The 18,935-nt window shown below is 70.7% G+C and carries 19 protein-coding genes and 2 pseudogenes; 13 read left to right on the top strand and 8 right to left on the bottom strand.

Translation table 11 applies throughout. The features are described 5' to 3' along the window. Positions 1-367 precede the first annotated feature (367 nt). The gene (locus AC067M_RS23075) at positions 368-1,045 is read left to right on the top strand and encodes a response regulator transcription factor (protein ID WP_037677291.1); all 678 of its coding nucleotides are present in this window, start codon (positions 368-370) and stop codon (positions 1,043-1,045) included. Between the two features lie 47 nt (positions 1,046-1,092). Then, the gene (locus tag AC067M_RS23080) at positions 1,093-2,370 is read left to right on the top strand and encodes an ATP-binding protein (RefSeq protein ID WP_478698892.1); all 1,278 of its coding nucleotides are present in this window, start codon (positions 1,093-1,095) and stop codon (positions 2,368-2,370) included. Positions 2,371-2,391: 21 nt separating this feature from the next. Here AC067M_RS23080 and AC067M_RS23085 read toward each other — a convergent pair whose 3' ends face one another. Continuing rightward, complete coding sequence (locus AC067M_RS23085; protein ID WP_478698938.1) at positions 2,392-2,892, bottom strand: GtrA family protein; 501 nt, start codon at positions 2,890-2,892, stop codon at positions 2,392-2,394. A gap of 197 nt (positions 2,893-3,089) precedes the next feature. On the opposite strand from AC067M_RS23085, the gene AC067M_RS23090 reads away from it, so the two are divergent. Genes AC067M_RS23090 through AC067M_RS23100 form a run of 3 tightly spaced genes read left to right on the top strand, consistent with a single transcriptional unit; the run spans position 3,090 to position 5,934 of the window. Further along, positions 3,090-4,229, top strand: coding sequence for a 5-(carboxyamino)imidazole ribonucleotide synthase (locus AC067M_RS23090; protein WP_478698893.1), 1,140 nt, complete (start codon positions 3,090-3,092; stop codon positions 4,227-4,229). Then, complete coding sequence (gene purE / locus AC067M_RS23095) at positions 4,226-4,750, top strand: 5-(carboxyamino)imidazole ribonucleotide mutase (protein WP_078947878.1); 525 nt, start codon at positions 4,226-4,228, stop codon at positions 4,748-4,750. The genes AC067M_RS23090 and purE overlap by 4 nt, the downstream gene beginning before the upstream one ends. Positions 4,751-4,755: 5 nt before the next feature. Further along, positions 4,756-5,934 (top strand): dipeptidase, encoded by a 1,179-nt coding sequence (locus AC067M_RS23100; protein ID WP_478698894.1) that lies wholly within the window; start codon positions 4,756-4,758, stop codon positions 5,932-5,934. Here AC067M_RS23100 and AC067M_RS23105 read toward each other — a convergent pair. Then, positions 5,883-6,155, bottom strand: a pseudogene (locus AC067M_RS23105) (hypothetical protein); the annotation flags it as partial. The gene AC067M_RS23100 and the pseudogene AC067M_RS23105 sit on opposite strands and share 52 nt — an antisense overlap. A gap of 9 nt (positions 6,156-6,164) precedes the next feature. On the opposite strand from AC067M_RS23105, the pseudogene AC067M_RS23110 reads away from it, so the two are divergent. Both AC067M_RS23110 and AC067M_RS23115 read left to right on the top strand, forming a co-directional pair. Further along, a pseudogene (locus AC067M_RS23110) lies at positions 6,165-6,439 on the top strand (MerR family transcriptional regulator); the annotation flags it as partial. A 122-nt stretch (positions 6,440-6,561) separates the two neighbouring features. Next, positions 6,562-7,671: a dipeptidase gene (locus AC067M_RS23115; protein WP_478698895.1), complete on the top strand. Its 1,110-nt coding sequence runs from the start codon at positions 6,562-6,564 to the stop codon at positions 7,669-7,671. 18 nt (positions 7,672-7,689) lie between these two features. On the opposite strand, the gene AC067M_RS23120 is transcribed toward AC067M_RS23115, so the two are convergent. Continuing rightward, the gene (locus AC067M_RS23120) at positions 7,690-8,094 is read right to left on the bottom strand and encodes a VOC family protein (RefSeq protein WP_478698896.1); all 405 of its coding nucleotides are present in this window, start codon (positions 8,092-8,094) and stop codon (positions 7,690-7,692) included. A gap of 31 nt (positions 8,095-8,125) precedes the next feature. After that, the gene (locus AC067M_RS23125; protein ID WP_478698897.1) at positions 8,126-8,485 is read right to left on the bottom strand and encodes a VOC family protein; all 360 of its coding nucleotides are present in this window, start codon (positions 8,483-8,485) and stop codon (positions 8,126-8,128) included. Positions 8,486-8,601: 116 nt separating this feature from the next. Here AC067M_RS23125 and AC067M_RS23130 point away from each other — a divergent pair, with 116 nt between their 5' ends. After that, a complete protein-coding gene (locus AC067M_RS23130) occupies positions 8,602-9,108 on the top strand; it encodes a CGNR zinc finger domain-containing protein (protein WP_478698898.1) in 507 nt (168 codons plus the stop codon). A 116-nt stretch (positions 9,109-9,224) separates the two neighbouring features. Here AC067M_RS23130 and AC067M_RS23135 read toward each other — a convergent pair whose 3' ends face one another. Beyond that, positions 9,225-10,568, bottom strand: coding sequence for a UDP-glucose dehydrogenase family protein (locus tag AC067M_RS23135; protein ID WP_478698899.1), 1,344 nt, complete (start codon positions 10,566-10,568; stop codon positions 9,225-9,227). Between the two features lie 199 nt (positions 10,569-10,767). Here AC067M_RS23135 and AC067M_RS23140 point away from each other — a divergent pair, with 199 nt between their 5' ends. Further along, positions 10,768-11,925 (top strand): acyl-CoA dehydrogenase, encoded by a 1,158-nt coding sequence (locus AC067M_RS23140; RefSeq protein WP_478698900.1) that lies wholly within the window; start codon positions 10,768-10,770, stop codon positions 11,923-11,925. A 52-nt stretch (positions 11,926-11,977) separates the two neighbouring features. Here the strand turns inward: AC067M_RS23140 and AC067M_RS23145 are convergent, their stop codons facing one another. Beyond that, complete coding sequence (locus AC067M_RS23145) at positions 11,978-12,571, bottom strand: GNAT family N-acetyltransferase (RefSeq protein WP_478698901.1); 594 nt, start codon at positions 12,569-12,571, stop codon at positions 11,978-11,980. A gap of 118 nt (positions 12,572-12,689) precedes the next feature. Here AC067M_RS23145 and AC067M_RS23150 point away from each other — a divergent pair, with 118 nt between their 5' ends. Together AC067M_RS23150 and AC067M_RS23155 are read left to right on the top strand one after the other, a co-directional pair. Continuing rightward, positions 12,690-13,472, top strand: coding sequence for an SAM-dependent methyltransferase (locus tag AC067M_RS23150; protein ID WP_478698902.1), 783 nt, complete (start codon positions 12,690-12,692; stop codon positions 13,470-13,472). 132 nt (positions 13,473-13,604) lie between these two features. After that, the gene (locus AC067M_RS23155; protein WP_478698903.1) at positions 13,605-13,991 is read left to right on the top strand and encodes a four-helix bundle copper-binding protein; all 387 of its coding nucleotides are present in this window, start codon (positions 13,605-13,607) and stop codon (positions 13,989-13,991) included. Positions 13,992-14,056: 65 nt separating this feature from the next. Here AC067M_RS23155 and AC067M_RS23160 read toward each other — a convergent pair whose 3' ends face one another. After that, a complete protein-coding gene (locus AC067M_RS23160; RefSeq protein WP_478698904.1) occupies positions 14,057-15,343 on the bottom strand; it encodes an LCP family protein in 1,287 nt (428 codons plus the stop codon). A gap of 119 nt (positions 15,344-15,462) precedes the next feature. On the opposite strand from AC067M_RS23160, the gene AC067M_RS23165 reads away from it, so the two are divergent. Beyond that, a complete protein-coding gene (locus AC067M_RS23165) occupies positions 15,463-16,020 on the top strand; it encodes an acyl-CoA thioesterase (protein ID WP_478698905.1) in 558 nt (185 codons plus the stop codon). Between the two features lie 273 nt (positions 16,021-16,293). Here the strand turns inward: AC067M_RS23165 and AC067M_RS23170 are convergent, their stop codons facing one another. Then, positions 16,294-17,769 (bottom strand): LCP family protein, encoded by a 1,476-nt coding sequence (locus tag AC067M_RS23170; RefSeq protein WP_478698906.1) that lies wholly within the window; start codon positions 17,767-17,769, stop codon positions 16,294-16,296. Positions 17,770-17,900: 131 nt separating this feature from the next. Between AC067M_RS23170 and AC067M_RS23175 the strand changes: the two genes are divergently transcribed. Next, the gene (locus AC067M_RS23175) at positions 17,901-18,929 is read left to right on the top strand and encodes a glycosyltransferase family 2 protein (RefSeq protein ID WP_478698907.1); all 1,029 of its coding nucleotides are present in this window, start codon (positions 17,901-17,903) and stop codon (positions 18,927-18,929) included. The last annotated feature ends 6 nt before the right edge of the window (positions 18,930-18,935 follow it).

Raw genomic sequence — 18,935 nt, forward strand, 5'->3', positions numbered from 1 at the left:
CTTGCTGGGGGTCTTTCCTTTCAAGGCCGACGGTTGCCGGCCCGCACACAAAAGAGACCTTCAGCGTCAAATGAGCGCCAAAGGTCCCCACGGTGCTACAGGCGTAGATTCACCATACGGCAGGACAGTGCCGGATATGAAAGGACTTGAGACAGGTATCACAGGGGATCAAGGAACCGTGAACGCTGTTTTGAAGGTCCATCCCAGGATGACACCCCGCGACCACAGGTCAGCATCAAGATCGCGGCAGGTGATGCGGGGGGTCCGTGAGGGATCTGTGTGCAGGTGTGTCCGGCATGTCCCTCGGTAAGAAACAGAGGCGCCGATCACACCTCTGAGTGACCACCGGGCGGACTACCATCAGCTCATGACCCGTGTACTGCTCGCCGAGGACGATGCGTCCATCTCGGAGCCGCTGGCCCGCGCACTGCGCCGGGAAGGTTACGAGGTCGAGGTCCGCGAGGACGGCCCGACGGCGCTCGACGCCGGCATCCAGGGCGGCATCGACCTGGTCGTGCTGGACCTCGGCCTGCCCGGCATGGACGGTCTCGAGGTGGCCCGCCGACTGCGCGCCGAGGGGCACACCATCCCCATCCTCATCCTGACCGCGCGTGCCGACGAGGTGGACACCGTGGTCGGCCTCGACGCGGGCGCCGACGACTACGTCACCAAGCCCTTCCGGCTCGCCGAGCTGCTCGCCCGTGTCCGGGCCCTGCTGCGGCGCGGTGCCGCCGAGCCGCAGCAGCCGCCCGCCACCCACGGCGTGCGCATCGACGTCGAGTCGCATCGCGCGTGGATGGGCGACGAGGAGCTCCAGCTCACCGCCAAGGAGTTCGACCTGCTGCGGGTCCTGGTGCGGGACGCGGGCCGGGTCGTCACCCGCGACCAGCTGATGCGCGAGGTCTGGGACACCACCTGGTGGTCGTCGACCAAGACCCTCGACATGCACATCTCCTGGCTGCGCAAGAAGCTCGGCGACGACGCGGCGAACCCCCGCTACATCGCGACCGTGCGCGGCGTGGGCTTCCGTTTCGAGAAGAGCTGAGCCCGCGGGCACCCCTCGGGACAACGGGCTGTGTGGGATAAGAGGACATGCGTCGCCGACTGATCCAGTCCACGCTCGCCGTGGTGCTCGTCGTCATCGCGGTCTTCGGCGTGTCCCTGGTGATCGTCGAGAGCCGCACGATCACCAGCAGCGCCCAGGAACGCGTGGACTCCGAGGCGGTCCGGCTGGTCGGCATCGTGGACAGCCGACTGCTCGGCAAGGAGGACGTCACCTCGGACATCCTGCACGACCAGGTCACGCAGGACCGTTACGCCGTGATCCATATCCCCGGGCGGCCGGACATCGAGATCGGCGACAAACCGGCTGGAGACGTCATCCACGCCGAGGAGCGGGGCGAGGAGGGCGAGCTCGTCCGGGTCGAGGAGCCGCGCTCCACCGTGACCCGCGAGGTCGGCCGCACGCTGCTGATCATCGGCGCGGTGGCGCTGCTCGCGGTGATCGCCGCCGTCCTCCTCGCGATCCGTCAGGCCAACCGCCTGGCCTCCCCGCTGACCGACCTCGCGGAGACCGCCGAGCGCCTCGGGTCGGGTGACCCGCGCCCCCGTCACAAGCGGTACGGCGTCCATGAGCTGGACCGGGTCGCGGACGTCCTCGACTCCTCCGCCGAGCGCATCGCCCGTATGCTCACCGCCGAGCGCCGCCTCGCCGCCGACGCCTCCCACCAGCTGCGTACGCCGCTCACCGCGCTGTCCATGCGGCTGGAGGAGATCACCCTCACCGACGACCCGGACACGGTGAAGGAGGAGGCGACCATCGCGCTCACCCAGGTGGAACGCCTGACGGACGTCGTCGAACGCCTCCTGACCAACTCCCGCGACCCGCGCACGGGCTCCGCCGTCTCCTTCGACCTCGACGAGGTCATCCAGCAGCAGCTCGCGGAGTGGCGCCCGGCGTACCGCAGCGCGGGCCGCGCGATCGTCAGCTCGGGCAAGCGCCACCTCCAGGCCGTCGGCACGCCCGGCGCCGTGGCGCAGGTCCTGGCGGCGCTGATCGAGAACTCGCTGATGCACGGTGGCGGCACGGTCGCGATGCGCACCCGCGTCATCGGCAACCAGGCGGTCGTCGAGGTGACCGACGAGGGCCCCGGCGTCCCCGCCGACCTCGGCGCGCGGATCTTCGAACGGACGATCAGCGGACGCAACTCCACGGGCATCGGCCTGGCCGTCGCCCGCGACCTCGCGGAGGCCGACGGAGGCCGCCTGGAGATGCTCCAGGCCCAGCCGCCGGTCTTCGGCCTGTTCCTGTCCCGTACGCCTGTGAAGCGGGCGCTGACCCCGGACGACGAGGAGCCGACGGTCCGCTGAGACGGCGCCGTACGGCGAGCGTCAGCTGACCCGCGTCCTCGGCTTCTCCTTCGCCTCCGCCTCGAGGAACGATTCCGCGTCCGCGACGGCCTCGCGCGCCGGCAGCGTGCGGAACACCCAGCTGCGGTAGGACCAGAAGCGGAAGAGCGTCGCGACGCCGATGCCGAGGAACTTGAAGACGTTGCTCTGCAGCGGGCTGTCCCAGCCGAAGCCGTACGTCGCCGCGTACAGGATGCCGTTCTCGATGACCAGGCCGACCACGCTGAACAGCAGGAACAGCGTGAGTTCCTTGCTGCGGCGGCTCTTGTCACGGTCCCGGTACGTGAAGTAGCGGAAGCCGACGTAGTTGAAGACGATCGCGACGACGGTCGCGATGACGCTGGCCCGCACCACCTGGAGATCGGTGACGTGGCGTACCAGGTTGAACACGCCCAGGTTGACGAGAAGCCCGGCACCGCCCACGGCGCCGAACTTGGCCACTTCGTGCACGAGCCGTCGAAGCCTTGCGGAACCACGTTCCATGGTCGTACAGGCCCCCGTCCGGTCGGATTTCGTCAACTCAGTCATGCTAACCACCCCCCGGAGGGTTTTCCTGTGGACCCGCTCACGGGTGGGCCACAGCTCGGAAAGAGGTCGGAAAACACCCGTTATGAGTCCGGAAAGGGGCGGGTGAGAGGCGCGGGATCCGGCCCGCGTGGCCTGGCCGATACCCTGGGGGCGTGACGTTCCCGGTAGTCGGCATGGTCGGCGGGGGCCAGCTCGCGCGTATGACACACGAAGCGGGCATCCCGTTGGGCATCAGGTTCAAGCTCCTCAGTGACACTCCTCAGGATTCCGCGGCGCAGGTCGTCAGCGATGTCGTCATCGGCGACTATCGCGACCTGGAGACGCTGCGCGAGTTCGCGCGCGGCTGTGACGTGATCACCTTCGATCACGAGCACGTGCCGACCGAGCACCTCAGGGCCCTGGAGGCGGACGGCATCCCCGTGCGCCCCGGCCCCGACGCGCTCGTGCACGCCCAGGACAAGGGCGTGATGCGCGCGAGACTCGACGCGATCGGCGTGCCGTGTCCACGCCACCGTCTCGTCAGCGACCCGCAGGACGTGGCCGCGTTCGCCGCGGAGGGCGACGGTTTCCCCGTCGTCCTCAAAACCGTCCGCGGCGGCTACGACGGCAAGGGCGTGTGGGTGGTGGACTCCGTCGAGGAGGCCGCCGACCCCTTCCGTGCCGGCGTCCCCGTGCTCGCCGAGGAGAAGGTCGACTTCGTCCGCGAGCTCGCCGCGAACGTCGTACGCTCCCCGCACGGCCAGGCCGTGGCCTACCCGGTCGTCGAGTCGCAGCAGGTCAACGGCGTCTGCGACACGGTGATCGCGCCCGCCCCCGACCTCGACGAGGGCCTCGCCCTGCGCGCCGAGGAGATGGCGCTGCGGATAGCCCAGGAGCTCGGTGTCGTCGGCCACCTCGCCGTCGAGCTGTTCCAGACCCGCGACGGCCGCATCCTCGTCAACGAGCTGGCGATGCGCCCGCACAACTCGGGCCACTGGTCGATGGACGGCGCGGTCACCTCACAGTTCGCCAACCACGTCCGCGCGGTCCTCGACCTCCCGCTCGGCGACCCGCGCTCGCGCGCGAAGTGGACGGTCATGGTCAACGTCCTGGGCGGCGACTACCCGGACATGTACTCGGCGTACCTGCACTGCATGGCCCGCGACCCCCAGCTCAAGATCCACATGTACGGCAAGGACGTGAAGCCCGGCCGCAAGGTCGGCCACGTCAACACCTACGGCGACGACCTCGACGACGTGCTGGAGCGCGCCCGTCACGCAGCCGGCTACCTGAGAGGCACGATCACCGAATGAGCCCCGTTGTAGGCATCGTCATGGGTTCGGACTCCGACTGGCCCGTCATGGAGGCCGCGGCCCAGGCGCTCGACGAGTTCGAGATCGCGTACGAGGTCGACGTCGTCTCCGCGCACCGCATGCCGCGCGAGATGATCGCGTACGGCGAGCAGGCCGCGGACCGGGGGCTCAAGGTGATCATCGCGGGTGCGGGCGGCGCCGCCCATCTGCCCGGCATGCTCGCCTCGGTGACCCCGCTGCCGGTGATCGGCGTGCCCGTACCGCTGAAGTACCTGGACGGCATGGACTCCCTGCTGTCGATCGTGCAGATGCCGGCCGGTGTCCCGGTCGCCACCGTCTCGGTCGCCGGCGCGCGCAACGCGGGTCTGCTCGCGGCGCGCATCCTTGCCGCGCACGACGAGGAACTCCTCGGCCGTATGCGGGAGTTCCAGCAGGAACTGAACGACCAGGCCACCGAGAAGGGCAAGCGCCTGCGCTCCAAGGTCGAGGGCTCGGGCAGCGGCTTCGGCTTCGGGAAGTGACGCGGATGACCTCGCTGGCGCAAGCCCGGCAGCTGCTGCGGGAGTTCCCCGTCGTCGACGGGCACAACGACCTCCCGTGGGCGCTGCGCGAACAGGTCCGCTACGACCTCGACGCCCGCGACATCGCCACCTCCCAGAGCGCGCACCTGCACACCGACCTCCCCCGCCTGCGCGAGGGCGGTGTCGGCGCGCAGTACTGGTCGGTGTACGTCCGCTCGGATCTGCCCGACGCCGTCCCGGCGACGCTGGAACAGATCGACTGCGTACGGCAGTTGATCGCACGCCATCCGGCGGACCTGCGCGCCGCGCTGACGGCCGCCGACATGGAGGAGGCGCGCGCGGACGGCCGTATCGCCTCGCTCATGGGCGCGGAGGGCGGCCACTCCATCGCCAACTCCCTCGGCACCCTGCGGGGGTTGTACGGCCTCGGCGTGCGCTACATGACCCTCACGCACAACGACAACGTGGCGTGGGCGGACTCTGCGACTGACGAGCCGGCGGTCGGCGGTCTTTCGGCGTTCGGGCGCGAGGTGGTCCGGGAGATGAATCGTCTCGGCATGCTCGTCGACCTCTCCCACGTGGCGGCGACGACCATGCGGGACGCGCTGGACGCGACGAGCGCCCCGGTGATCTTCTCGCACTCCTCGTCGCGGGCCGTGTGCGACCACCCGCGCAACATCCCGGACGACGTGCTGGAGCGGCTGCCCGCCAACGGCGGTGTCGCGATGGTGACGTTCGTGCCGAAGTTCGTGCTCCAGGCGGCCGTCGACTGGACGGCCGAGGCCGACGCGAACATGCGCGCCCACGGCTTTCACCACCTCGACACGACCGCCGAGGCGATGAAGGTCCACCGCGCCTTCGAGGAGCGCACCCCCCGTCCGATCGCCACGGCGTCCACGGTCGCCGACCACCTCGACCACATGCGCGAGGTCGCCGGCATCGACCATCTCGGCATCGGCGGCGACTACGACGGCACGGCCTTCACACCCGACGGCCTCGACGACGTCTCCGGCTACCCCAACCTGATCGCGGAACTCCTGGACCGCGGCTGGTCGAAGACCGACCTGGCCAAGCTGACCTGGCAGAACGCGGTACGGGTGCTGGGCGCGGCGGAGGACGTGGCCCGCGACCTTCAGGCCACGCGCTCGCCGTCCAACGCGACGATCGAGTCGCTCGACGGCTGACCGGACTCGTCGGATTCCTGGGCCCCGGGACTCCTGGGACTCCTGGGACACTCCTGGGCCTCCTGTGAGAGGGCGGGGCAGTCGGTGTATCCGGTCGCCCCGCCCACGTACGTCAGGTACCGGTCCCGCACCTCGCTGAGCGGCGCCCCCAGCCGCAGCCGCGCCACGAGGTCGGGTTGGGCGAGGAAGGGCCGGCCGAGCGCGACGAGATCGGCGCCGGCTCACGCCCCGAGCGCACGCCCGGCGGACACTGGGAGCACCCGGACGCGGCCGCGACCGGGTCGTCCACGTCCAGGAACTCTTCGCGGCCGGGCTCCACAGCGCGAAGATCGCGGAACTGCTCCCTTGAATGCGGGACACCGACGGCGGCCCCTCCACCGTCGCCATCCCCAAGCTGGTCGAGAACCTCACCGCCGAACGCGACGGCATCGACGGCATGATCCGCGACCTGATCCGCTCCCGCGACACCCTGGACGAGGTCATCCAGGTGGCGCAGGGCCGCTGACCGGTCCGCCGAAGCGCGAGGAGTACCCCCGAACGCCCCACCCACCAGGAAGCCCCCTCGCCTCCGTGGGACGGTGACCGTACTGCTGATCAGGACGCCGATCACGACGTACGGAGACCTCCATGGCAGACCTCCAGGACGAACTGCACACCCCTCCCGAGGTCGGCGAGCTCGACGAGCTGTCTGATCCCTTCGACGCGTACACGCTCGTCTCCGACCCGGATGCCGCCCCTCTGGAGCGCGCCCACACCATCCTGGCCGCGCACCCCGTCGCCGACGGCTACAGCGGGCTGCCCTGGGCGCTGCGGCACCTGCCCTGGTACGACCTGGAGGACGGCGAGCGCGCCGTCGACACGGACGTGCCACGGTTGCGCGCCGGGCATGTCGGCGCGCTGCTGTGGTCGCTGCACCTGCCGGAGGGGCTGGCCGTCGACCGGGCCGTGGGGGCGACCCTGGAGCAGCTGGACCTGGTGCGGTCGGTGATCGGCGCGCATCCCGAGGGGCTGCGGCTGGCCGGCAGTGCCGGGCAGGTCATCGACGCCCGCAACTGCGGCCGGGTCGCCGTCCTGCTGGGGCCCGCCGCGGCCGCCGCGGTCGACGACTCCGTGAGCATCCTGCGCGTCCTGCACTCGCTCGGCCTGCGCGTGCTCACCCTCTCCGGCACGTCCTGGGCGAGCGAGGCGGGCCTGACCCGGTTCGGCGAGGAGGTCGTGCGCGAGATGAACCGGCTCGGGGTGCTCCCCGACCTCTCCGGCGCCTCCGAGGCCACGATCCGGCGCACGCTCGCCCTGTCCAAGGCGCCGGTGCTGTTCACTCGCTCCGCTGCCCGCGCCCTGCGCCCCCACCCGGTCAACCTCCCCGACGACCTGCTCGCCGACCTGGGCGCCGCCAAGGGCGTGTGCCTGGTGCCGCTGACCGCCGAGCAGACCGGACCGACGGTCCGTGACGTCGCCGACCACCTGGACCACGTCCGCGAGGTCGCCGGGCCGCAGAGCGTCGGCCTGTCGGGCACCTACGACTCCGGCGCGGCGCACCCCCAGGACCTCGCCGACGCCTCCTGCTACCCGCGCCTCATCGCCGAACTGCTCCGCCGCGGCTGGTCCGAGCCGGACGTCGCCCTCCTCGCCTGGGGCAACGTCCAGCGCGCCCTGCGCACGGCCGACTTCACCGCGAAGGCCGCCCAGCAGCGCAGGGAGCCGTCCACGGCGAAAATCGCCGAGCTGGACGGCTGAACACGCCCCAGTGGGCTTCTAGTCCAGCCCCTCCGGGTGCTCGATCCGGCACAGGCAGAACGGGTGCCCGGCCGGGTCGGCGTACACCTGGAAGTCCTTCTTCTCCCGGTCCTCCAGGTCCAGCGGCCGCGCGCCCAGTGCCAGCACCTTCTCGTGGGCCGCGTCGATCTCCTCCCACGTGGCCCCGGCGTCGAAGTCCAGGTGGAACTGCTGGGCGTTGCGGTCGGCGCGCGGCCACTCGGGCGGGGCGAGGCCCTTGGCCCGCTGGAAGGCGAGCCGCGGCCCTCCGGGGACCTGCAGGACGACCCAGTCGTCGTCCTCCGCCTGGGGTGTGCCGCCGCCGACCCGGGCGTAGAAGTCGGCGAGCGCGGGCGGGTCGGGGCAGTCGATCACGACAGAGCGGAGATGTGCCACGGGCGGCATGGGGCCTCCAGTTCTCAGCGGCGCGCAGTTCTCAGCAGGCGCAGAGGCAGAACGGGTGCCCCGCCGGGTCCGCGTACACACGGAACGAGCGCGAGCGGTCCGCCGCGTCCAGCGCTTTCGCGCCAAGCGCGAGCACGCCCTTCTCGGCCGTGTCCAGGTCGTCGACGGTGAGGTCCAGGTGGAACTGCTGCGAGTGGTCGGCCGCAGGCCACGCCGGCGGTACGAAACCGGGGGCGGCCTGGAAGGCCAGCGACTGTCCTCCGGGCACCTGCAGGTCGACCCAGTCCCCCTCTCCCTCGACGGTGCCGCCGAGCACCTCGGCGTAGAAACCGGCCAGCGCGTACGGGTCGGGACAGTCCAGGACGACCTGTCCCAGCTTGGCGAGTGCCATGACTCCTCCTCGAAGGCGAAGGTTACCCCTAGGAGGGGGTAACCAGTAACCGTTACTGCATGCTTGCGCATAGCCGGTAACCTCGCAAGGGGAAATGCGGGAGGTAGCGTGCAGCCATGAGTGGAAGATCGCCCGCGCCGGGCGGCCTGGCTCTGATCGAGTCCCTGGTGAACACGCTGGACGTCGAGACGGGCACGGACGCCCTCGACACGGCCGACGCGCGCGAGCGCTTCGGTCTCGCCGAGGACGACCTGCCGTACGCCCGCGAGCTCCGCGAGTCGCTGCGCGCGACCCTGCTCGCCCACGCCGGCCACCCCCCGCACCGCGCGGTCACCCCGCTCGGCGACCTGCTCGCGGCGGCCCCGCTGCTCGTGACGGTCGACGCGCGGGACGGCTCGGCCCACCTCTCACCCGGCGACGACGGCCCGCTGCTCTCCCGCGTCGCCGCGGCCGTCGCCGAGTCGCTCGTCGCGGGTACCTGGACCCGGCTGAAGGCCTGCGAGGCGGTCACCTGCCACTGGGCGTACTACGACCGCAGTCCGGCCGGGCGCAGCCGTTGGTGCTCGATGCAGGTGTGCGGGGCCCGCGCGAAGATGCGCCGGTACCGCGCCAAGGAGGGGTGACCCACAGGGAGTTCACCGGCCATGCGGCCGTCCCGTGAGGCAGAATGCAGACAGACGTCGGTTCGGCCGGCTGAGCCCCGGCCGAACCGACGTCGCTGTCATGTCCAGGAGCTGTACTACGCGGTCGGCCGGCCCATCGCCCGGTACGTCCAGCCGGCCTTGCGCCACAGCTCCGGGTCGAGGGCGTTGCGCCCGTCGAGGATCACCCGGGCCGCCGCGACCTCGCCGAGTGCGGCCGCGTCCAGCTCGCGGAACTCCCGCCACTCGGTCAGGTGCAGTACGACGTCGGCGCCCCGGACCGCTTCCAGCGCCGAGTCGGCGTAGCCCAGGGTGGGGAAGACCCGGCGGGCGTTCTCCATGCCCTTGGGGTCGTAGACGGTCACCTGGCCGCCCTGGAGGTGGATCTGCCCGGCGACGTTCAGCGCGGGCGAGTCCCGTACGTCGTCGGAGTCGGGCTTGAAGGTGGCGCCGAGCACCGCGACCCGCTTGCCCAGGAACGGGCCGCCGCCCAGCACCTGCCGGGCCAGCTCCACCATCTGGCCGCGCTGGCGCATGTTGATGGAGTCGATCTCGCGCAGGAAGGTCAGCGCCTGGTCGGCACCGAGCTCACCGGCGCGCGCCATGAAGGCGCGGATGTCCTTCGGCAGGCAGCCGCCGCCGAAGCCGATCCCGGCCCGCAGGAACTTCTTGCCGATCCGGTCGTCGTAGCCGATCGCCTCGGCGAGCTTGGCGACGTCGCCGCCGGCGGCCTCGCAGACCTCCGCCATCGCGTTGATGAAGGAGATCTTGGTGGCGAGGAAGGAGTTCGCGGACGTCTTCACCAGCTCGGCGGTCGGGAAGTCCGTCACGACGAACGGCGACCCTTCCTCGACCGGGGTGGCGTACACCTCGCGCAGCAGCTTCTCGGCGCGCTCGCTGCGCACGCCGACCACGATCCGGTCGGGGTGCAGGGTGTCGTCGACGGCGAAGCCCTCGCGCAGGAACTCCGGGTTCCAGGCCAGCTCGGCGTCGTCGCCGGCCGGGGCGTTCTCGGCCAGGTAGGCGGCCAGACGGTCGGCGGAACCGACGGGCACGGTCGACTTGCCGACGACGAGAGCGGGCCCGTGCAGATGCGGAGCGAGCGAGGCGATGGCGGACTCGACGTACGACATGTCGCAGGCGTACTCGCCGTGCTTCTGCGGGGTGTTCACGCAGACGAAGTGGACGTCGCCGAACGCGCCGATCTCCGCCCAGTCCTGGGTGAAGCGCAGCCGTCCGGTCGTACCCTGGAATCCGGCGACATGCCGGCGCAGCAGCTCCTCCAGGCCGGGCTCGTACATCGGGGCCTCGCCCCGCTCCAGTTTCTCGATCTTCTCGCGGACGACGTCCAGGGCGAGCACCTCGAAGCCGAGCTCGGCCATGGCCGCGGCGTGCGTGGCGCCGAGATAACCGGTGCCGATCACGGTGATCTTGAGGGCCATGGGTGCTCCTGGTCTGGATGTCGTCGGTGCGGGAGCGAGCATAGTCGGGGCGTGCCGGAGCCTTTCACCGGGCAGATTTTCCTCTGTCGCCAAGGTCACGTATCAGTCGCGTGGGCGGCGCTCTAAAATTTGAGTTACTTAACGGTAATTAGCGAGATCACCTCAGCATCACCCCAGCGTTTTTGGAGCGTGAGAGACCTTGGCCGGATCGGCTGACTTCGACCTGTACCGCCCGTCCGAGGAGCACGACATGCTCCGGGACGCGATCCGTTCACTGGCCGAGGCGAAGATCGCGCCGTACGCCGCAGCGGTGGACGAGGAGGCGCGCTTCCCGCAGGAGGCGCTGGACGCGCTCGTGGCCAACGACCTGCACGCCGTGCACGTACCCGAGGAGTACGGCGGCGCGGGAGCGGACGCGCTGGCGACGGTGATCGTGATCGAGGAGGTGGCGCGCGCCTGTGTCTCCTCCTCCCTGATCCCCGCGGTGAACAAGTTGGGCTCCCTCCCGGTGATCCTGTCCGGCTCGGAGGATCTGAAGAAGAGGTACCTGACCCCGCTGGCCAAGGGCGACGCGATGTTCTCGTACGCGCTGTCCGAGCCCGACGCGGGCTCCGACGCGGCCGGCATGAAGACGAAGGCGGTCCGCGACGGCGACCACTACGTCCTCAACGGCGTGAAGCGCTGGATCACCAACGCGGGCGTGTCCGACTACTACACGGTGATGGCGGTCACCGACCCCGAGAAGCGCTCCAAGGGCATCTCCGCGTTCGTCGTCGAGAAGGCGGACCCGGGTGTCTCCTTCGGCGCCCCGGAGAAGAAGCTCGGCATCAAGGGCTCCCCGACCCGCGAGGTCTACCTCGACAACGTGCGCATCCCGGCCGACCGCATGATCGGCGAGGAGGGCACCGGCTTCGCCACGGCGATGAAGACCCTCGACCACACCCGCATCACCATCGCCGCCCAGGCCCTCGGTGTCGCCCAGGGCGCCCTCGACTACGCCAAGGGCTACGTCCGCGAGCGCAAGCAGTTCGGCAAGCCGATCGCCGACTTCCAGGGCATCCAGTTCATGCTCGCCGACATGGCCATGAAGATCGAGGCGGCCCGCCAGCTGACGTACGCGGCGGCGGCCAAGTCCGAGCGCGGCGATTCCGACCTCACCTTCCAGGGCGCGGCGGCCAAGTGCTTCGCCTCCGACGTCGCCATGGAGGTCACCACCGACGCGGTGCAGTTGCTGGGCGGCTACGGATACACCCGCGACTACCCGGTCGAGCGCATGATGCGCGACGCCAAGATCACCCAGATCTACGAGGGCACGAACCAGGTCCAGCGGATCGTGATGGCGCGCAACCTGCCGTAACCACAGGCGAGTCGACGACAGAGGGGCGTCCGGATCTCCGGGCGCCCCTTTCTCATACGTCCCCTTGGACCAGCGCATGCAAATGCTGGTCGTGCCACCCGTCGGCGTGCAGCAGCGCACCCCGCATCGTGCCCTCGAAGGCGTACCCCGCCTTGGCGGCCACCCGGCAGGACGCCTCGTTCATCACGGAGTGGCACAGCCGCAGCCGGTGCAGGCCGAGGTCGTCCAGGGCCCACCGGCTGACGCGCCGGGTCGCCTCGACCACGACCCCGTTGCCGCGGGCCGGGGGCAGCACCCAGTAGACGATCTCGGCGCCGCCGCCCGCGAGGTCCACGTCGTTGAACCCGATGAGCCCCACGACCTCGCCGCCGTCCGGCCGAGCGACGGCCCAGACGGCGCCGGTCTCGGCCCGCCAGCGCTCGTGCATACGCGTGATGCGTCGACGTGCCTCCTCGGGTGTCTCCACGACCAGGAGGTTCCACTGCCGGATCGCCGGGTCCCGGCCGGCGGCCACCAGGGCGTCGGCGTCGGACGGTTCCCAGGGGCGCAGTTCCAGGCCGGAGCCCGGCAGGGGCAGCACCGGCTGGGCGTCGGCGGACATCCGGCCCGCGGGGACGGCGGCCGGTACGGGAGTGCTGGGGATCATCGGGGAATCCTCGCACGGGCCCGGAACTCAGGTTCAGGCAAAAGCAGTTATGGTCCGCGGCCTCCCTCATTACGTTGGTGTACACCCCGATCGCTGATGCCCGAAGGAGACCGACCCGATGTCCGACCTGCGTACAGATGTGTCCCACTCGGCTCGGATCTGGAACTACTGGCTGGGCGGGACGGATCACTACCCCGTCGACAAGGAGGTCGGGGACCAGATTCTCTCCTTCGTGCCGGCGCTGCCCCGCTCGGCCGTCGCCGACCGCCGCTTCCTGGCTCGGGCGGTGCGGTACCTGGCGGGGGAGGCGGGGATACGGCAGTTCCTGGACATCGGCTCGGGTCTGCCGACCGCCGACAACACGCACGAGGTGGCCCAGCGGGTCGCGCCCGAGGCGCGGATCGTGTACGTCGACAACGACCCCCTCGTGCTCAGCCACGCCCACGCGCTGCTGACCAGCACGGTCGAGGGCGCCACCGCCTATGTGCAGGCCGACGCGCACGACCCGGAGGCGATCCTGCGGGAGGCGGCCCGCACCCTCGACCTCGACCGGCCCGTGGCCGTCACCCTGCTGGGTGTCCTCAACTTCGTGATGGACACCGAGGAGGCCGTCGCCGTCGTGCGCCGCCTGATGGACGCCCTTCCCGCCGGCAGTCACCTCGTCGTCTCCCACCCCACCACCGAGGTCGACGGGGAGGCGATGACGGGCGCCGTGGAGTACTGGAACAGCCAGGGGTCGGCGCCGATGACCCTGCGCGGCCGTACCGACCTCCTCCGCTTCTTCGAGGGCCTGGAACTCCTCGACCCGGGCGTCGTCACCTGCTCGCGCTGGCGCCCCGACACGGCGGAGGCCGACATCGTCGACGTCACGCACTTCGCCGGGGTGGGCCGCAAGCCGTAACTCCACCGGCCCCTTCGCACACGAAGCGGATTATTCACGTCCGCCGGATGGCGCGTCGCCGCCGGGAGGCGTATGCCGGAAGGGCACCCGGGCCCACGAGAGCCCGAGGCACACTCACCCGCAGGAGGAGCCATGACCCAGTCCGGAATGAGGCGCGGTACGCAGTCCACCGGCATGACCGCCATGAGCAGGGAGATGCAGGCCTGCGTCGAGGCATGCATGTCCTGCCACACCGCCTGCGAGGAGACCATGAGCTCCTGCCTGCAGGCGGGCGGCCCGGACCGTATGCCCATCATGCGCGCGCTGATGGACTGCTCCGAGACGACCCGTATGTGCGCGGACATGATGATGCGCCGCTCGCCGATGTCGGCCGAGATGTGCGCGATGTGCGCCAAGGCCTGTGACATGTGCGCCGAGGCGTGTATGTCCATGCCGGACGACCCCATGATGATGCGCTGCGCCGAGGCCTGTCGCCGCTGCGCCGAGACGTGCCGCACGATGGCGGGCGCCGCGATGTGACGTCCCCCTGAACGCGGTCGAGGGGCACTCCGGGAAGGGGTGCCCCTCGAACAGCGTGCGCGCGCTCAGTTGCTGGAAACCGTCACCTTCTCGCCGCTGTTCAGCTCGTTCACCAGCGTCTTCACCTTCGTCTTGTCCCACTGAAGGTTGCCGTTGGGGGTATTGCCCGAGATGGGCATGTTGAGGGACTTTCCGTCGCCGCCGCTGACACCCTTCATTGCCCAGAACATCGACGCCAGGTCCCACAGGCCCATGTCCTTGTCGACGATCAGGGAGTCCAGGCCCGCGCCCATGGTCGGGTAGAGCTTGAAGGGGTTCAGGATGGTTGAGGGGGTCGCCACCTGGTGGGCGAGGGCGGACAGGAACTTCTGCTGGTTCTTCGTGCGCTGGAGGTCGGACGTGGCGAAGGCGTGCCGGGTGCGGACGAAGGCGAGCGCCTGCTCGCCGTTCAGGGTCTGCTTGCCCGCCTTGAAGTCGGCGCCCGAGTACTTGTCCTTGAAGCCCTTGTCGATGGTGATGTCGACGCCACCGACCGCGTCCACGATGTTCGCGAAGCCGTTGAAGCCGATCTCGACGTAGTGGTCGATGTGCAGACCGGTGTTGTACTCGATCGCGCGGACCAGCAGCGTCGGGCCGTCCTCCGCGTACGCGGCGTTCAGCTTGGTGTGCCGGCCCGAGCCCTTGAAGGTCTTGCCGGACTCCGAGCCCACGTACGACGGGATCTCCACGTCGGAGTCGCGGGGGAGTGAGATCAGTGTGTCGCCGCTGTCACCGACGTGCAGGATCATCATCGAGTCCGTCCGCTTGCCGTCGGCGGACCCGGTGTGCAGATCCTTCTTCTGCTCGGCGGTCATGCCCTCACGGCTGTCGGAGCCGACGATCAGGTAGTTGGTGCCGTCGCCTGCCTCCGGCCGGTCGATGACCGTCGACAGGTCGACCTCGCGCTTGAGTTTGGAGTCGGCCCAGAAGTACGTGCCTACGGTGGTCACCACCAGCACGGTCACGACGGTGATCGCCGTCCACTTGATCCGGCGCCGCCAGTCCGGCGCGGGTCTGCCGGGCTCCCGCATGCGCGAGCCGGGCAGATCGCCCCCTCCGCCGCCGGGGGAGCCGTACACCTGCCCGGTGTTGTAGCCGCTGTCGTAGGCCTCGCTGCCGTCCACGTACGACGGCTGCTGCGGGACTCCGCCCGCGTACGGCGGCGACGCGGGGGCGGGGCCGCCGTACGCGCCCGGGGCGGGCCGGCGGACCTGCCGCATGACGCGAGCGCTCTCAGGCTGTGCGCTCGCGCTGCCGCCTCCGTACCGGGAGCCGCGGTTGTCGTCGGACCATCCCTCGGGCCAATCGTTCATGCGCCCCAGTGTGCAGGGCAGGGGCATGTGCCTTACAAGGTTCGTCGGAAAATAAGGGCCCGGCTGTTGCGAAGCTGACACAAATTCCGCAGATGTCACCTCGGCATAAGGTTGAGGCCATGACAGAACAGGCCCCCGTCGCGGAATCGGAAACTCCGGATATCCCGGGCAAGCCGACCGCGGCCTCCCGGACGACCCTCAGCCACATCATGACCCACAACGACACGAACCTGCTGGGGACCGTGCACGGTGGCGTGATCATGAAGCTCGTCGACGACGCGGCGGGCGCGGTGGCCGGACGCCACTCCGGCGGACCCGCCGTCACCGCCTCCATGGACGAGATGGTCTTCCTGGAGCCGGTTCGCGTCGGCGACCTCGTCCATGTGAAGGCTCAGGTCAACTGGACCGGCCGGACGTCCATGGAGGTCGGCGTGCGGGTCCTGGCCGAGCGCTGGAACGAGTCCGCCCCGGCCACCCAGGTCGGCTCGGCCTACCTGGTCTTCGCCGCCGTCGACGCCGACGGCAAGCCGCGCCGGGTGCCGCACGTCATCCCCGAGACGGAGCGCGACAAGCGGCGCTACCAGGAGGCCCAGATCCGCCGCACCCACCGCCTGGCCCGCCGCCGCGCCATCAAGGAACTGCGCGAGAGGCGGGCGGCGGACGGGTACGAGGACTGACCGCGCGATGCGCCCCGCCGGAGGGCGGTACGGTTCGCCGCGCTGCTGTTCACCGCCTTGGGTGTGGGGGGGGGAACGGTCGACACGGCACGCATGGGCACCAGGCTCGCCCCGTCCACCACGGATGACATGGCAGGCGACTCGCACGGTCCCGATGGCCCCTCCGCACGCCCGCCGCACCACCCGACGGCCCGTCTGCGCGGCGGCAGGACGCCGAGACGGCCCCGGCTCTCGACGGCCTGCTGAGCGCGCCCTCCCCCGACCGCCGGAGCCCTACGCGCACCCCACCTCGTCACCCCGCACAACCCCCGACTCCGCCCGGTCCGGATCCTGCGCCCGCACCTTACGCACCTCGCGGAAGTCCGGCCCCGCGATCACCTTCAGTGTCGGCCCGAGCCCCGGCACCGCCCGCAGTTCGCTGCCGGGCAGCGCGGCCGCCAGGGACCGCGCCGAGCGGTCCCAGCGCGGGTCGTGGGTGACGACCGTCCGCTTCACCGTGTGGTCCGCCGTCACCGGCCGCCCCGTCGTACGGAATCCGGCCGCGACCAGCGCCGCGTCGACCCGCCGGCCGAGTCCGTTCGTCGCCGTGCCGTTCTCCACCTGGACGCGGATCCGCTGTGGGGCCACCTCCACGTGCGGGAACGGGCTGCGCGGCCGGGGCCCGGCGGACAGCGGCCTGTCGTCGCGCAGGGCCCTGAAGAGGCGCTCAGAACGGACGGGGTCCCACTTCAGGGTCGAGCCGATGCCTTTCACGGCGTAGCCCATGTCCCTGATCGGCACGGTCGTGAACTCCGACGACGACGGTGAGAAGTTCCGCATCGCCCGCCCCAGGTCCAGCAGTTCGTTCGTGCCGAAGCCCCGGTCCGCCCGCACCGACCCCAGCACCGCCCGCGCCACGTCCCGGAACCGCAGCGGGTTCAGCAGGACACCGGAGGAGCTCGCACGGTCCACCAGGGCCGCCAGGAAACGTTGCTGGCGCTTCATCCGGCTGAGGTCGGCGGTGGCGTCGACGTGCCGGGAGCGCACGTACTGAAGCGCCGCGCCGCCCGTGAGGGTGTGCTTGCCGGCCGGGAGGTCGAGCCCGGTGTAGGTGTCCTTCAGCGGCTCGGCGGTGCAGATCCTCACCCCGCCGAGCACATCCACCGTCTTCATGAAGCTGGTGAAGTCGACCTCCAGATAGTGGTCGATCTTCACGTGGGTCATGTGCTCGATCGTCCGCACGGTCAGCTGCGGCCCGCCCTCCGCGTACGCCGCGTTGATCTTCAGCGGATGTCCGGCGTGCCGCTCGCCGGTGGTCCGGTCGACGTGCGGGGGCGTCTCCACGAACGAGTCGCGCGGCAGGCTCACCACGCTCGCCCGCTCCCGGTCCGCCGAGATGTGCACGATCATGATCGTGTCGGTGCAGTGGCAGGGGGCGCCGCCCAGCCGGTATCTGCGCCGCTCCGCCCGCGAGATCTTCTCGCGGCCGTCGGTGCCGACCAACAGGACGTTCATGCCGTGACCCGCGCGGGGCCGGTTCTTCATGTCCTTGAAGGGATCCACCCGGTCGATGTCCGAGTCGAGGCTGGTGACCAGCGAGTGCCCGATCCCGGCTGCCGCGAGGACCACCACGGACAGCGTCGTCGCCGCCCGCACGGCCCAGCGCGGCCGCCTGCGCCGTACGGGCGGCCGCGGCGGACGCCGGGTCGGGCGGCGGGACGGGTGCGGGGGGCGCTGCGGCCGGGCGGGGGACCGGGGCGGCGTGGGCAAGGGGACACCTCCGGGCGTCGGCCGTACGTGGGGGATCCGTGAACACCGTAGGCCCATACGATCTGTCGCCCGGAGCAGCGCACCCGGCGGGGCGCGGGGCTGTCCCCCGTTCGCGGTAACGTGAGCCCCCTATGAACGCCAACCCCGACGTGCAGCTCCCCGCCGTGTCCGTCATCATGCCCGTCCTCAACGAGGAGCGGCATCTGCGCGGAGCCGTCCAAGCGATCCTCGCGCAGGAGTACGCCGGCGAGATGGAGGTCGTCATCGCCCTCGGTCCGTCCACGGACCGCACGGACGAGATCGCCGCCCAGCTCGTGGCCGAAGACGCGCGGGTACACACCGTGCCCAACCCCACCGGCCGTACGCCGGCCGCGCTGAACGCCGCGATCAAGGCATCCCGCCATCCGATCGTCGTCCGCGTCGACGGGCACGGCATGCTCTCGCCGAACTACATCGCCACCGCCGTACGGCTCCTGGAGGAGACCGGCGCGCAGAACGTCGGCGGCATCATGCACGCCGAGGGCGAGAACGACTGGGAGCACGCCGTCGCGGCCGCGATGACCTCCAAGATCGGGGTCGGCAACGCCGCCTTCCACACGGGTGGCCAGGCGGCCCCGGCCGAGACGGTCTACCTCGGAGTGTTCCGGCGCGAGGCGCTGGAGCAACAGGGCGGCTACAACGAGGAGTTCATCCGCGCCCAGGACTGGGAGCTCAACTTCCGCATACGGGAGGCCGGCGGGCTGATCTGGTTCTCGCCGGAGCTGAGGGTGTCGTACCGGCCGCGGCCCAGCGTGAAGGCGCTCGCCAAGCAGTACAAGGACTACGGGCGTTGGCGGCACGTCGTCGCCCGCTACCACGAGGGCTCCATCAACCTGCGCTACCTCGCCCCGCCGACCGCCGTGTGCGCGATCGCCGCCGGGGTCCTGGTGGGCGGACTGCTCACCCCGTGGGGCTTCGTGGTCCCGGGCGGCTACCTCGCGGCGATCGTCGCCGGGTCGCTGCCCGCCGGCAAGGGGCTGCCGCTGAAGGCGCGGCTGCAGATCCCCGTGGCCCTCGCCACCATGCACATGTCGTGGGGCTGGGGCTTCCTCACCAGCCCGCGCGCGCTGGCCAGGAAGGTCATCGCCTCCCGCCGCCCGGCGGTCCTCACCTCGCGATGAGTCCCG

The sequence above is a fragment of the Streptomyces sp. NPDC043427 genome (assembly GCF_056436655.1).